This is a genomic window from Mesorhizobium sp. M1E.F.Ca.ET.063.01.1.1 (genome assembly GCF_003998155.1).
Classification (GTDB): Bacteria; Pseudomonadota; Alphaproteobacteria; order Rhizobiales; family Rhizobiaceae; genus Mesorhizobium.
The window spans coordinates 1-12,798 of the sequence record NZ_RZSC01000102.1 but is presented as its reverse complement, the minus strand read 5'-3'; the positions used below and the strand labels follow the sequence as shown (position 1 = coordinate 12,798).

The following is a 12,798-nucleotide window of genomic DNA, read 5'->3' as shown; positions in this document are numbered from 1 at the left end:
TTCCAATGTCAACCGCTCGCCGCGGCTCGATCGCCTGGCCGCGCGCTTCACCGGGTTTCCCCGCGCCTTCTTGCTTGCCGCTGCCAAAGACTGAGGCATCACGCTGCCATGCTCTCGGTCACCGACTGCGCTATCGTTCTGAAGAGGGTCGCATTACGCCACGCTCCTCTTCCTCCGAGAGTTCGGCACGAGCGAGGCCACGACCTGCGCTACGCTTGATAAGATCCTCCAACAGGCGGTCCAGCTTCGTCACGCCTTTCATGGTCTTGCGATGATCCTCACGGGCTGCCGACAGCTCCACTCTGCGTCGCTGCTCGGTGATGCCAGCCTCCCGTTCGTTTTCCCGCAATTGCTCGGTTTCCCTGGCGGCGGTCTCGAACCGCCCCTGGAGCCGATAGAGCCTGGCGGCATTCACCGAATGTCCGACAAGCGAACCAAACGCAGCATCCTCGGCATCGGCTGTCGCCTGGAGATGCTCGGCGACGGCGGCAGCCGCCTTCCGGACCTCCTCGGCCGCCTGCCGCGCAGCGGCATATCTTCTGATGACCGCCTCCCTTGCGCGCGCTTCGCGATGGCGCCTGAGATCACGCAATCGAGCGATGACGTCATGGTCCTTCATTGACGATCTCCCGCATGCGTTGGCGTGTTTTGTCGATCGTTTCGTGCGTGGCGGACGCCTGCCGCAGGAAGGCGTTGATGATGTCGATCTTCGCCACCGCCTCGTCCGCAACCGCGTCGTTGCCCCTTTCGTACTCGCCGACGCGCAGCAGCAATTCGACATCGGCGTAGCGGGCAAGCAGCTCGCGCAGCCGGCCGGCATCCGCCCGATGCCCAGGCGGCACCACCGTGTCCATCAGGCGGCTTCGGCTGCGCAGCACGTCGACGGCCGGGAAGTGATTGCGCTGGGCCAGTTCGTTCGACAGGAAGACGTGGCCATCGAGAAGCGCCTGGATTTCCTCGGCGACCGGATCGAGCGTGCCGTCGCCCTCCAGAAGAACACTGTAGAGGCTGGTGATGGAACCGACGCGACCAGGTCCCGAGCGCTCGAGCAGACGCGGCAGGACCGCGAAAAGCGAAGAGGGAAAACCGCGGCGCGTCGGCGGCTCGCCCGAAGCGAGGCCAATCTCGCGCTGCGCGCGGGCAAACCGGGTTATGTTGTCCATTGCCAACAACAGGTGCTTGCCTTGGTCGCGAAAATATTCGGCGATGCTGGTGGCCACATAGGCGGCCTTGACGCGCTCGATGGCCGGACGGTCGGATGTCGCGACGACGATGACTGCCCGCGCGAGCCCCTCAGGCCCTAGCTGATGCTGGATGAATTCGCGCACCTCGCGCCCGCGTTCGCCAACCAGAGCAACCACGGCGACATCCGCATCGGTGCCGGTGACGATGTCGGAAAGCAGAACCGATTTGCCGACGCCGGGCTCCCCGAAGATGCCGACGCGCTGTCCGCGCGCGCAAGTGAGCAGCCCATCGAGGGCGCGGATTCCGAGTTGGATCGGCTCGGAAATCAGGCTGCGTTCCAGTGGCGACGGCGGATAGGCGTTGACGGGATAGGTGCCGGTGATGCCGTCCAGCGGCCTGCCGTCCAGCGGCTCGCCGAGCGCGCTGATCACGCGCCCAAGAAGCCCGGGACCGACCGGCACCAACTGGTCCTTCCCGGTCGCAACCACCTCGGTCAGGCTTGAAAGGCCCGTCAGGTCACCAAGCGGCACCAGGACTGCCATCTCGTCCATGAGGCCGACGACTTCGGCCTTGGTCGTCTTGCCTGTCCTGGGGTCCAGGAGGTCGCATATCTCGCCGATCCGAACCTCCTCCACCGTCGCATGGATGACCGTGCCGGTCACCCGCCGCACACGTCCTCTACGGGGCCGGCTTGCATCGTCCCGCAAGTTCGACCGTAGCCCCGGAATGATGGATGCGAGCCGGCTCTCTATGTCGGCAGCCGAGCCCGTCATGCCGGACCCTCGGCCTTGGACCGGAGCGCATCGGCGATCGCATCGAGCTGCGCGTCAATGCTGGCATCGATGACGGCGATGTCGGTCGAAAGAATGCATGTGTCTGCCGCGAGCGTGTCATCCCCGTCGATCTCGATCGTCATGGCCAGATCGCTCTCACGCAGGACCGCGTCCAGTTCATCGCGAACCCTGCCGACGGAGCGGGGATGGACGCGGACTTTCAGATATTTGGCGCGGCGAACGTCAGCGATCGCCTGCCTGGCCGCCTTTGCGACAAGCCTCGTCACGTCAAATTCCCCCAGCATCCGCCTGACAACATCGAGGGCCAGAGCGACGACCTCCGGTTCCAGCCTGGAGAGATAGCGATCCACCCTGATTGTCGTCTCGTCCACCAACCGTGCGGCCTCCGCGTCGCCTTGTGCCTTGCCGTCTTCGTAGCCCTGCGCATATTCGGCCGCGTAGGCCCGCCGGGCGGCCTCGCGCATCTGCTGCGCATCACGTCTGGCCTCATCGAGGAAGGCATGGCCGTCCAGCCACGCACGGGCCTCGCCGGCACGCAGAATGCGGGCGCGAGGGCGCCGGGGCATATCATTGGTCGCGTTGTCCGGCTCGACCATTCTGTCTAACGCATCGCTCGTCGAACAATCGCCGGACCGATCTCGGCAAAGGGTGCGATCGCCGTCCCATCGACGAGTTCGTGCGGCATCAGCTTGAGGCGAACCCGCATGCTCGTGTCGCGGGGCATCGCCTGACACCAGGCGCAAAGGCAACTCAGCCCGTCGGCATGGACGCGATTGTAGATATCATCCAGGGGCTCCAGGGGCTGAATTGGGCCGGCCAGATCGCGGTTCGCGACTGCGGCTGAGCAGATATCCATGCCGAGCGCCGCCTGCAGGGCAGCCGCTTCGCGTCCAGCAATGACTGCGGCGATGCTGCTGGCCTGGTAGATTGCGCCCGAGCGAAGCGCAAGCTCCTCCAACTCCTCGCCCGACGACAGGGCGATCGCCCGATCCACGTCGTCGGCCGGTTCGTCGACGGTGCAAGAAAGCCCGTAATGATCGAGCAGAAGCTTCGACAACCGCTCATGCAGGCGCTGCGACTGGCGCATTCGCTCGCAGGCTGCCTCGCCGATCGTGCCACCGAAACAGTCCGCGAGCCGGGCGGCATCCGCGTAGCTTGCGGGATTGGATATGAACGCATGCCAATCCGAACTGGCGGCAGTTTGCGTCGGGGCAGTCTGGATCATGTCTCTCTCGCCGGCCTTGCGACTGTGTCGAGCGCATAGACACCAGGCCGCCGATACCACTGGACATAGGCCAGCCGGGCAACGAGCGCGAATATGGCCGCCGCCATGCCGTAAAACAGCCACATCGCCGCGGCGACGCTGTCCGGATGCAGCCAAAGACCAAGGAATGTGGTGAAGCCCGCTTCGCGGGTTTCCTGTTCGGGAGGCGGCGCGGCCACCGGAATGAGGGTCACGGAGACATTGTCGTAGGTCAATCCCGCGATGCCCTTGGCCACCAGCATCTTGACCTGAGGGATCAGGTCGTTCATCGGCACCGATGCGCGATGGCGGATGAAGACGGAGGCGGATGACGGAACCAACCGCTGTCTCAGCGGATCGTTCTCGGGCAGCACAAGGTGGACGCGCGCGGAAAGCACGCCGTCGATATCCGAGATCGTCTGCGACAATTCCTGGCTCAGGCCATAGATCATCGTCGCCCGCTCTTCCACCGGCGAGGACACAAGCCCGTCCCGCTTGAACACCTCGCCCAGCGTCTGGAATTCCTGCTTGGGCAATCCGCTCTCGTCGAGAATTGCCATGGCTTCGGCGAAACGGTCCTTCTGCACGGAAACCGTCATTTTGTCGTCCTTGCCGGCTTCGCGCTGGGCCGGTATCCCGTGACGCACCAGCGTGGCCACGATCTCGTTGGCCTGCCGCTGGTCGAGGTTGGAATAAAGCTCCTCCGAGCAGGCCTGCAGCGCAAGCATGCCGATGATTGCGAACGCCATGCGGAACCGGGCACCGCATCGATTGATTGGCGTTGACCGCAGCGGCGGGATCATTGTGCGCACGAACACCCCGTCGCGTTATTGCTGCTTTATCAGCGTGCTGGTGGACGACGTCACCGCGGTCACGCTGCTCGTGACGACCTCCAGATTGGCGGCCGCCCACATCACGGAAATGGACCGTTCGAGGAGCTGCTCGGCATTCTTTGCCGGACCGTCATCGCTTTCCCTGCCCGGCGGAGCCGCCTTGCCGGGATCCTGCATGGCGGCTTTTTCAGCGTCTGCGGGGACGTTCGCCTGGCCAAGGGCCTTCTGGACCTGTTGCATGGTGCCTTCCAACGACTGCACCGCGGAACCAAGCAGCGCCGATGGATCCGTGAACGTTCCGCCTCCCGATTTCTCCACCTCCGCCAGATAGTCGAAGAGCTTGCGCTCGACGATCGGCTCGGTCTTGTCCGATTTGGACGATTGCCCGGCCATTGCGGGATTGGCGCCGGAGGATGCCTGCGCCACCTGTTGTCCTGCCGGCGTGTTGATATCGCCGCGCTCAGACGCGTTGACCTTCGCGGCGTCATGCTTTTCCTGGCTGGCGCCGACCATTCGGTTGCCCGGCTGCGCCGCCGCGCCGGCGGTGATCTGCTGCTGCGAGGTCACGCTGGTCGTCAGGGTTGCGAGCGTGGCTTCCAGAGCTCCAATCGGTGCGATTTGCATGAACCTGCCCTCCCGCTTCCTAGTTCGTTTTGCCCGGCGGGACATTTTGCGCATCCGCCTGCTTTCCGCGGAAAACGCGGACCGAAACGACCTTGCCTGAATCCGGGCCGGAATCCGGCTTCGTGTCGGACGCGGCAGGCGCTCCGAGCGTCTTGCGGACGAGCTCGACATAGGATGGCGGTCCCGACACCGAGACGACATCGTCCTCCTTGGAAACCTTTATCGGAAACCTTGGATCGATGACGCCCAGCCGTGAAAGCCGTTCTTCCGCATGCGCCGCCGCGTTGGCATCGAGCGGGATCATCTCCGTCTGGACTTCGGCTTCGGTCGCGACATTCATGACGATGCCGTCGAAATGCCAGACCAGGCCGTATCGGTTGCAGATCTCGTCGAGGAATTCGCGGGCCGTCCCGACCGGCATGCCGGCGCTCAGGCGCCCTTTGACAAGCTTGCTGACCCGCATGGGCGTGCGCATGTTGCGGCCTAGCTCGACCAGCGCGTCCGTCACCGATTGATCGACAGTGATGTATTTGTACGGCCCGGCAGGCCAGCGCGGTTCAGCGGCGTTCGCCCGCAGCGCATCTCCGAATACGAGGACCGCCGCAAGGCCGCCAATGACGATGGCAGCCTTGGCGCTCGACAGAAAATCCGCATGGCAGGTACCGCGTCCCGTCAACATTGGTCCCTATCGCAGGCGGCTGCGAAAGACCCGCATCGCCCGCTTCATGGTTTGCCCGCCGGTTTCACTCTATCGCGCGCCTTGGAGAATTGGAAGTCCAATTGGATCGCGCATATGAATTCGGTGCCAAATGTTGCGAACGATCTCCAAAGCGATATGGTGCGCGCTGGAATCACCGGTTCGTGATCGCCGGTTCGATGCCTGGACGCAGAAGGGATTGACCTCGGTGTCACTCGCGAACTTGGATGCTCCCGCCAGTTTTCCGGGAAGCGGAAGTGTTGTCGCCCTGCGCCCTAACTTGGCGCTGGGTTCGTCAATTGTGCTTGCCGCCGGTTTGATTGCCGCCATGGTTCCGGCGCAGGCGCAATCGAACAGCGGTTACGACCCCCGAAGCTGGACTTACGATCCGGCCAGAAATGTGCTGGTCTCCCCTTCCGCTCCCAATGCTTCCGGCCAGGCTTCGGAAGAAGAAAGCCGGCACCAGTGGTCGCCAATTCCCAGGGAGATCGTGCATTTCAGCGAGGCTCAACCGAATGGATCGATTGTGATCAACACTTCAGAGCGGCGCCTTTACTACATCCTTGGGAACGGCAAGGCGCTGCGATACGCGGTGGGCGTCGGCAAGGAGGGGCTGGAGTGGTCCGGCCGCGACACGATTTCGAGCAAGAAGAGCTGGCCCGATTGGCGGCCACCTGCCGAAATGCGATCCAGGGAAGCATCGAAGGGCCACTTCCTGCCCGTGCGTGTCGAGGGAGGAACGAACAATCCGCTGGGCGCACGGGCCCTGTATATCGGCAAATCGCTTTATCGCGTCCACGGCACCAACCAGCCATGGACGGTCGGACAGGCCAACTCCTCCGGTTGCATCCGCATGACCAATGAGGACGTTATGGATCTTTACGACCGCGTAAAGGTTGGCGCGCAGATCATTGTGCGTCACTGATCGCTCGACGCCCTACCCTGGAGTGACCGATCCTCGTGATACCTTTCAACATCAAGCAGATCGAAACCTTTCTCCTGGTGGCGACCCTCGGAAGCTTTCGAAAAGCGGCCGAGCGCCTGAACACGACGCAGCCGGCGGTATCCACCCGAATCGCCGGGCTGGAGAAAGCGCTGGGCGCCAAGCTGTTCGAGCGCCACAGCGGCACGGTCAAACTGACGGCCGAGGGACAAAGGCTGCTGCCGCCGGCTCAGCGTGTCCTGCACGTGGCGGAGCGGCTGCAGCTGATGGCCAACTCCCTTTCCGAGACTTCGGAAACGGCAAGGGTGCTACGGCTTGGGGTCGCTGAAACGATCGTGCACACCTGGCTTCCGGATTTCCTGAAGGAACTGCAAGCAAGCCATCCGCTTGTCGACACCGATATCGTCGTCGATGCGACGACGACCCTTCGCGGCGAGCTCATGTCACACCGGCTCGACCTCGCGGTGCTGATGGGCCCGGTCCTGGAATACAGCATCGAGAACGTCGAGATGCCTTCATTTCCGCTCGTCTGGGTCTGCTCGCCGCGATTGGAATTGCCCGACCGGAGCAGGCTGACGCTGTGCGACCTGATGCAGTTCCCAATCATCAGCTACGCGCGAACCACGAGGCCCTACAGCGAGCTCTACCACAAGCTGAGCAGCGAGTTCGAGGAGACGCCCCGCATATTCCCGGCCAGTTCGCTGGCCGCATCGGTCAAGATGACCCTCAATGGAATTGGGATTGCCTCGCTCCCGAGGGAAGTCATCCGCGACTACACCGCGAGCGGCAAACTTCGGATCGTCGACTGCGAATGGCATCCCTCCGACTTGCAGTTCACCGCCTCTTATGCCTCCAACCCGTCAAACCCGCTCGCCGGGCAGGCCGCCAGCCTGGCGGCCACCGTCGCGCGCGCATATGCGGCGAAAACCGGCAAGACGCAGTAAGCCGACGGTCGAAGCCAAGCCGTTTTTCTCAGCCGATCGAAGCGGCCGGAAGATAGATGCGATCGCCCGAGAAGATCATGTCCGGGCTTAGGATATGATCCATATTGAGCACCACCGTCTCCGCCACATCCGCTGAATGGGTCTTGGCGATCAGGCGAATGCTGTCGCCGTCTTTCACCTCGACCCACTGGTAGCCGTCTTTCTCCAGCGTCGGGTTCGTGCGGCCTTCGGGATTGCTGCGGCCCTCGGGATGAACCTCGACATAGTCGCCGGAAACCCAGCCGCGATGCATTTTGCCGTCCGGTCCGAAACCTTCGACAGGTATCCATGCCTCTCCTGATGGATCGGTGGCCGGCTTCGCGGTCTGTTCGACGAACGTGCCGGGCTGCAGAACCGTCACCACGGCCGAATCCTCGTCGGGCTGCGCCCGCAAATTCAGCCCCTCATCCGCCGATACCACGAGTTGCGGGAGGTCTTCGGGCGGGGTTTTCGGCTCACCGGGACCATCCGAAGGATCATCGGGTTGCTGCGACGACGCATCGCCATCGCCATCCGGTTTTTTCGGATCGGCTGGAGGGGTCGTCGCCGCGCCCTTCCAAGGCTCCGCGAGCAGGGAGTCCAGCGAGAAGAGAAGCATTCCAATGCCGAAGGTGATGCCCAGGGTCCATCGATCCAATGCAGCCCATCGTTTGTCGGACTTTTGCGCCGCCGCGATATCGGCATCGGTTCGCGGCACCGAACGGCGATTCATCTGGTCCGTTCTGTAGGCCGACGCCCAGAACTCCGCGCAGCCGAACGTGAACATGGTGCCGGCGACTGTGGCGATCGGCGCCGGCCAGGAGTGCAGCGTATAGACGGCGCAGCCAAGCACATAGCCGGGTCCGGCCAGATATTCGGCCAGGTTTCGGATCACCGGCCTGCCGGTGAACGATTGCAGCATCGACTTCGTGCCATAGACGACGTTGCCGAGCGAGAACGTGCTGTTGACGACAATATCCTTGCCCTGGATCATCCCGGTCGCGGCGCCTGGCGCCGCGGCAATGAATGTGGCTCCGCCGAGCGCGTTGAGGAACCGCCCGAACGGCTTGTGATTCGCGGTTGCGTTGGGGAAGATCGCCTGCGCGCCGAAAACGAAGCCTCGCACGCCAAATGCCACCGCTCCGGCGGTGGCGGTCCAGGTCGGCGGCAACGAGCTCCACAACACGTAGGAGGTGGTCGACATGCCGCCGAAGGTGGCGAGCGCCTGGGCGTTTTCCCGCATCCTGGCATGGCTCAGCGCCAGATCGACGCTGGCAGCCTGATCCGGCGTCATCGCCTTTTTGTGGGTCGCCCGGAACGTCGTCAGTTGCAGCACGGACAGCGCATTCGTCTGATCCCCGCTCATCCACTCGAACTGCTCAGGCGTGAACTTGCGGAATTGGCCGGGGCTCATTTCCTCGAACTGTTTTGGTGTCACCGCTTCGATCTGCTTCTGGGTCAGAGCTTCGATGTGGTGGATCGTGAAGGCCCCCCATTGATCGCGGGTCAGCACCGGGATCTGCTTCTCGGTCAGCCACGGCACCTGCTTGGGATCGAGCTTCGCAACGTCCAGGGACCCGATCATGGTTTCAGGGATCGCCTGAACCTGGCGCTCGCCGAGATTCTTCAGCAATCCAGCCTCGCCCAGATCCTCGAACTGCTGTGACGTGAACTTCTCGACCTGGCTGGGCTTGAACCACGGAACCTGGCGCGCTTCCAACGTCGACATGTCGACGAACTTGACCTTGTCTCCTTTAATCGCCTGCACCTGTGGTTTCGTCAGGTGAGGCGTCAAACCGGCCTTGCCGAGATCCTGGAACTGCTGGTTGGTCAGATTCCGGATGTGGCCCTCGGTGAGCCAAGGAACCTGTTTCCCGTCGAGTCCCGCGATGTTGACGTAGCGTATCTTTGCCTTCGGGATACCGCGCAGTTGGCTCTTGGTCAGATAGGGCAGCAAGCCGGCCTGATCCATGTCGCGGAACTGCTGTTCAGTCAGCTCGGCCACCTGCTCGCGCTTGAGCCATGGAATCTGGTTCGGCTGGAAATCGCCCATGACGAGATCCGGCACCTGGTCAAGCGGGGTCGCTCTGACGCCATCTCGGGTGAGTGCATGGTTGGCGGAAGCACCGCGTATCCAAGGCAGGACAACGGCTTCGCCGGTGTTGGAATCGTACACCAGTATGTGCGTCTTGTCCGCCACCTCCGGAGCGTCGGCAGGCGCGCGCGGCCCGTCTGAAGGTGGCACATAAACCTGTTCCGGCCCCCTTGGTTCGGTGCCCAGCATTGCCGCGATGATCACCTTGCCGCTCTCGTCCTCGAGCCGCAGGGTTTTGCCCGGAGCGGCTTCGGTTGTTGCCGATTGCGGCCGCCGCGCTGTCGCGGCGGGTGTGTTGTGTCCGAAGATGTTGCCGATGATTCGCGCGTCATCGAGCGCCCGCTGCAATTCAGCGGAAGGCGGCGCATCGAGGAAGACCCAGCGAGGTTGATAGCCCGAGTTCCCGTTGCGCAGCGCGACGTCCTTGTTGATCTGCTCCTGCAGTTTTGGCGTGAGCGGAACTTCGCGCATCTGGGCGGCGCCGTTGATAGTCGTCCAGCGGTGGTAGGTCTTGACCTCGATCGCCTCGATTTCGTCCTGGCTCTTGAAGACAGGCGAATCCACATATCGCCCACCTTGGCCAACGACAGGATAGGGACCATTCGGATTGGCCTCGATCGGGAAATGCGCCTCTCCAGGCGATCCGTTGAGCTCGCGTGTGTAAACCTCGCCGGCCTTCCACTTTTCAGGTTGCCGCATGTTGCGGACCTGCTGCAGCGAATATGTCGTTGGAGGCGCCGCCTCGATGGCCTTCGGGACCGGCCTTGCGTCCGGTGGCTCACCCTGCGGCTGTCCTTGACCGCCCGGCACATGGTCCTCGGAGGCGCCGCGTATCCACGGCAGGACGTATGCTTCTCCCGTCTCCGGGTCCCGGAACAGAATATGCGACTTGTGCACCAGTTCCGGTTCGTCGCCGCGCGCCTGTGGCCCGTCGGCCGGAGGCACATAGACATTCTCCGCGCTCTTTGGCTCGGTGCCCAGCACTGCGGCGGTGATCACGTTGCCGCTCTCGTCCTCAAGCTGCAGGGTTCTTGGCTGGCCGACTTCGGCTGCTGTGCCGGTCTCGGCGGAAGCTGGTTGCCTGGCCGACGCCGCATTGGCGGCGCCGGCGGCCGCGGGCACTGGCCGTCGAAACGCAAGAGGCCTGGCTGGAGGCGAAGCAGTAACCCCATTCTCACTATACCAGCGTGCAAGCGACTGCTGCTGGTCGGATGGTGCCAGATAGATAAATTCCGGCGGAGGCATCTCGGTTGGTTTTGCCTGTGTCGCTAGGAAGTCACGGACGGCGCTCATCGCGCCAGGTGGAATGAAAGCTTCGTCCTCAAGCGACAGCAACGTGGATTGGCGGAACGCCTCGATCTCGGCCTTCTGACTGGGTGTCGCGGTGGTTTCGATTTCATCCAGCCATTTTGTCAACGACGCCCGGCCGCCTCTCGGAAATGCGAGACCTCCCCCCTTGTCGGCGCGCTGGTCGAGTTCATGCAACCAGCGTGGAACCGCTATTTCCACAGGCAGTTTATCGTCGAAGGTAAATTCACGTCTAACGAAGTCGGCTTTCGCGACGATCGGGGCAACGTCAGGCAAATTCGTTCGGTAAAAGAACCTGATCTCGCCCGTGAACGCCAATGGGAATTGGAGGAACGGGACCGAGGGCACGCGAAACTTGAGGGCCGGGCTCCGCAGCGCAATCGTGACATCAAGTGTCGACGCGACAGCCTCACGCTTGCCAAAAAGGTTGATATAGATCGGACCGCCCGAGCGAACGTAATGATTGTAAGGCGCAGGCAGTTTGCGCAGTAAAATGCGATCCGGACTTGGCAGGAATTTGTGGAATGCCTCGTTGACGATGACCTCGAGCCGGCTTGCGCCGGCATTCCACACACGTCGGCTTCTTCCAGTGAGATCGACAATTGTCTCTCCCAGTGCCAAGCCGGGAACAGCAGATTGCCGCATCCCGCTTTCCGAGCCAGGAATGAACAAGATCGATTTCTGGGCGTCGATTTCTCCCGACGCCACCAGTGCCCGGATCGTGCTCATGTCAGGATTGTCGGCAAGAGCCTCCGCCGTTTGTTTGTCTTTCACGACGAACTGGGCCCTCAAACGGAGGCGGTCAAGTACTCCCTTGTTTGCGTCGACGAATTCTGAATTGACGACCGTTCCCTCGGGCAATGTCGCGTTCATCGCCACTTCGTAGCGCTTCTCGATGCTTAGCAAACTCGTCAGATAATATTTGTCTTCCAGATAAACCTTCCGATACGGAACGTCGCCGTCGAACTCATAGAATTCTGTCTTGCCGTCCGCTGTTTGACGGAAAAAGTCGCTTTCACCGTCGCTCAAGATGGCCGATTTTGAGCGAAGGGCGAGGCTGAAGGTGAGCTCCACCGCCCAACCCTTGTTCCCTGCCGGACCCTCGACACGGGCAGAACGCGGCATGACCGTGAAGACAGAATCCGAGCCGTCGCCGAACAGCCCTCGATGTGCCGCGTCGAGAAGATCCTCCCCTTTGAATTGAAAGGCGGTCTGGCGCTGAACTTTGAGGCCGAGCTGTGCGAGCGTGATATTGCGATGCTCGTTGGGGCGAATGGAGATTCCCAATTCCTTGCCGAAAATGTAGCGTACCGGTTCGAGCGACCGGTATTTGATACTGTCGGCAAATGACTGCCAAAGGGCACGATAACTGGTGCGTGTTCCGAACCCGACCATGTATGACCGCCAGGTCGGGTTTCCCAGCTGGAATGCCTCCGGCACACCCGGGATCGAATGGACAGCGAGGTTTATCGGATCGGAATTGAACCGGACGCGTCCGAGCGCGGATATCCTGAAATCTCCCCAATTCCGCTGTTTGGCCGGCTTGCCGCCCGCGGGCGGCTCGCCGCCGGGAGCCGCGCTTTCGTCCACCGTGCTGCGCAGCGTTTCTGGAATACCATTTGGACCATAGCGCTCGGCCAGCTCACGGCTGGAATAATAGCCTTTCTCCTGCTCGTAACGGGTCACGAGTTGTTCGGTGGTCAAGCCGTCGAGATAGGCGGAAGGTGTCTTTGGGTCCTTGCCGCTTGTGTAGACGTAGCCGCTCGTGTCTCGTTCAGGCATGCCGGTGAAACTGCGCGTCTCCGGGTCCCATATGAGGCGCACAGGTCCGTCTGTCACGGTCGGCTCGCTCGACAACACGATAATAGGATCGCCGTCAGCGGGAATGGGCGAGCTTCGCTCGGCCGAGCCATCCAGATCGCGGCCCAGCGGCATCGTCGGATCGTCGCCGGCCTCACCCGTCTTGATCAGTTCTCCAGGGATCACGGGATGGTCGGGATCGTGGAAGACCAGTTTGTCGGTCGGGTGATAGACGCCGTCGGGGCCTAGCTCATGCAAGACCATCGGCCGCGACGGCTGGCCGTCGCCCGATGGATCACCCTTGTCACCCGTGG

The 12,798-nt window shown here is 62.5% G+C and carries 10 protein-coding genes; 2 read left to right on the top strand and 8 right to left on the bottom strand.

The features are described 5' to 3' along the window. Positions 1–130: 130 nt before the first annotated feature. From EOA29_RS10840 to EOA29_RS10810, 7 genes are all read right to left on the bottom strand, one after another. Positions 131–619 (bottom strand): hypothetical protein, encoded by a 489-nt coding sequence (locus tag EOA29_RS10840; RefSeq protein ID WP_126092913.1) that lies wholly within the window; start codon positions 617–619, stop codon positions 131–133. Next, complete coding sequence (locus EOA29_RS10835; protein ID WP_127220886.1) at positions 606–1,958, bottom strand: FliI/YscN family ATPase; 1,353 nt, start codon at positions 1,956–1,958, stop codon at positions 606–608. Before EOA29_RS10835 ends, EOA29_RS10840 begins: the two co-directional genes overlap by 14 nt. Further along, positions 1,955–2,575, bottom strand: coding sequence for a type III secretion system stator protein SctL (sctL, locus tag EOA29_RS10830; protein ID WP_126092911.1), 621 nt, complete (start codon positions 2,573–2,575; stop codon positions 1,955–1,957). The genes EOA29_RS10835 and sctL overlap by 4 nt, the downstream gene beginning before the upstream one ends. A gap of 5 nt (positions 2,576–2,580) precedes the next feature. Continuing rightward, positions 2,581–3,204, bottom strand: a complete 624-nt coding sequence (locus tag EOA29_RS10825; protein WP_126092910.1) for a SctK family type III secretion system sorting platform protein — start codon at positions 3,202–3,204, stop codon at positions 2,581–2,583. Continuing rightward, positions 3,201–3,971, bottom strand: a complete 771-nt coding sequence (sctJ, locus tag EOA29_RS10820; protein ID WP_126092909.1) for a type III secretion inner membrane ring lipoprotein SctJ — start codon at positions 3,969–3,971, stop codon at positions 3,201–3,203. Before sctJ ends, EOA29_RS10825 begins: the two co-directional genes overlap by 4 nt. A gap of 78 nt (positions 3,972–4,049) precedes the next feature. Beyond that, a complete protein-coding gene (locus tag EOA29_RS10815) occupies positions 4,050–4,724 on the bottom strand; it encodes a hypothetical protein (protein ID WP_126092908.1) in 675 nt (224 codons plus the stop codon). After that, positions 4,699–5,358, bottom strand: a complete 660-nt coding sequence (locus EOA29_RS10810; RefSeq protein WP_245464638.1) for a type III secretion protein — start codon at positions 5,356–5,358, stop codon at positions 4,699–4,701. The genes EOA29_RS10815 and EOA29_RS10810 overlap by 26 nt, the downstream gene beginning before the upstream one ends. Before the next feature lie 130 nt (positions 5,359–5,488). Here EOA29_RS10810 and EOA29_RS10805 point away from each other — a divergent pair, with 130 nt between their 5' ends. Then, entirely contained in the window at positions 5,489–6,301 is an 813-nt protein-coding gene (locus tag EOA29_RS10805; RefSeq protein WP_348627507.1) for a L,D-transpeptidase, read from the top strand. Between the two features lie 35 nt (positions 6,302–6,336). After that, the gene (locus EOA29_RS10800; protein WP_126092907.1) at positions 6,337–7,263 is read left to right on the top strand and encodes a LysR family transcriptional regulator; all 927 of its coding nucleotides are present in this window, start codon (positions 6,337–6,339) and stop codon (positions 7,261–7,263) included. Positions 7,264–7,291: 28 nt separating this feature from the next. Here the strand turns inward: EOA29_RS10800 and EOA29_RS10795 are convergent, their stop codons facing one another. Beyond that, a complete protein-coding gene (locus EOA29_RS10795; RefSeq protein ID WP_210213133.1) occupies positions 7,292–12,748 on the bottom strand; it encodes an SH3 domain-containing protein in 5,457 nt (1,818 codons plus the stop codon). Positions 12,749–12,798 lie beyond the last annotated feature (50 nt).

Excerpts from the sequence above, each read along its gene's own strand:
- EOA29_RS10805 (WP_348627507.1), top strand. The coding sequence starts at position 5,489 with ATGTTGCGAACGATCTCCAAAGCGATATGGTGCGCGCTGGAATCACCG.
- EOA29_RS10795 (WP_210213133.1), bottom strand. The coding sequence starts at position 12,748 with ATGGTCTTGCATGAGCTAGGCCCCGACGGCGTCTATCACCCGACCGAC.
- EOA29_RS10840 (WP_126092913.1), bottom strand. The coding sequence starts at position 619 with ATGAAGGACCATGACGTCATCGCTCGATTGCGTGATCTCAGGCGCCAT.
- EOA29_RS10825 (WP_126092910.1), bottom strand. The coding sequence starts at position 3,204 with ATGATCCAGACTGCCCCGACGCAAACTGCCGCCAGTTCGGATTGGCAT.
- sctJ (WP_126092909.1), bottom strand. The coding sequence starts at position 3,971 with ATGGCGTTCGCAATCATCGGCATGCTTGCGCTGCAGGCCTGCTCGGAG.
- EOA29_RS10810 (WP_245464638.1), bottom strand. The coding sequence starts at position 5,358 with ATGTTGACGGGACGCGGTACCTGCCATGCGGATTTTCTGTCGAGCGCC.
- EOA29_RS10815 (WP_126092908.1), bottom strand. The coding sequence starts at position 4,724 with ATGTCCCGCCGGGCAAAACGAACTAGGAAGCGGGAGGGCAGGTTCATG.
- sctL (WP_126092911.1), bottom strand. The coding sequence starts at position 2,575 with ATGGTCGAGCCGGACAACGCGACCAATGATATGCCCCGGCGCCCTCGC.
- EOA29_RS10835 (WP_127220886.1), bottom strand. The coding sequence starts at position 1,958 with ATGACGGGCTCGGCTGCCGACATAGAGAGCCGGCTCGCATCCATCATT.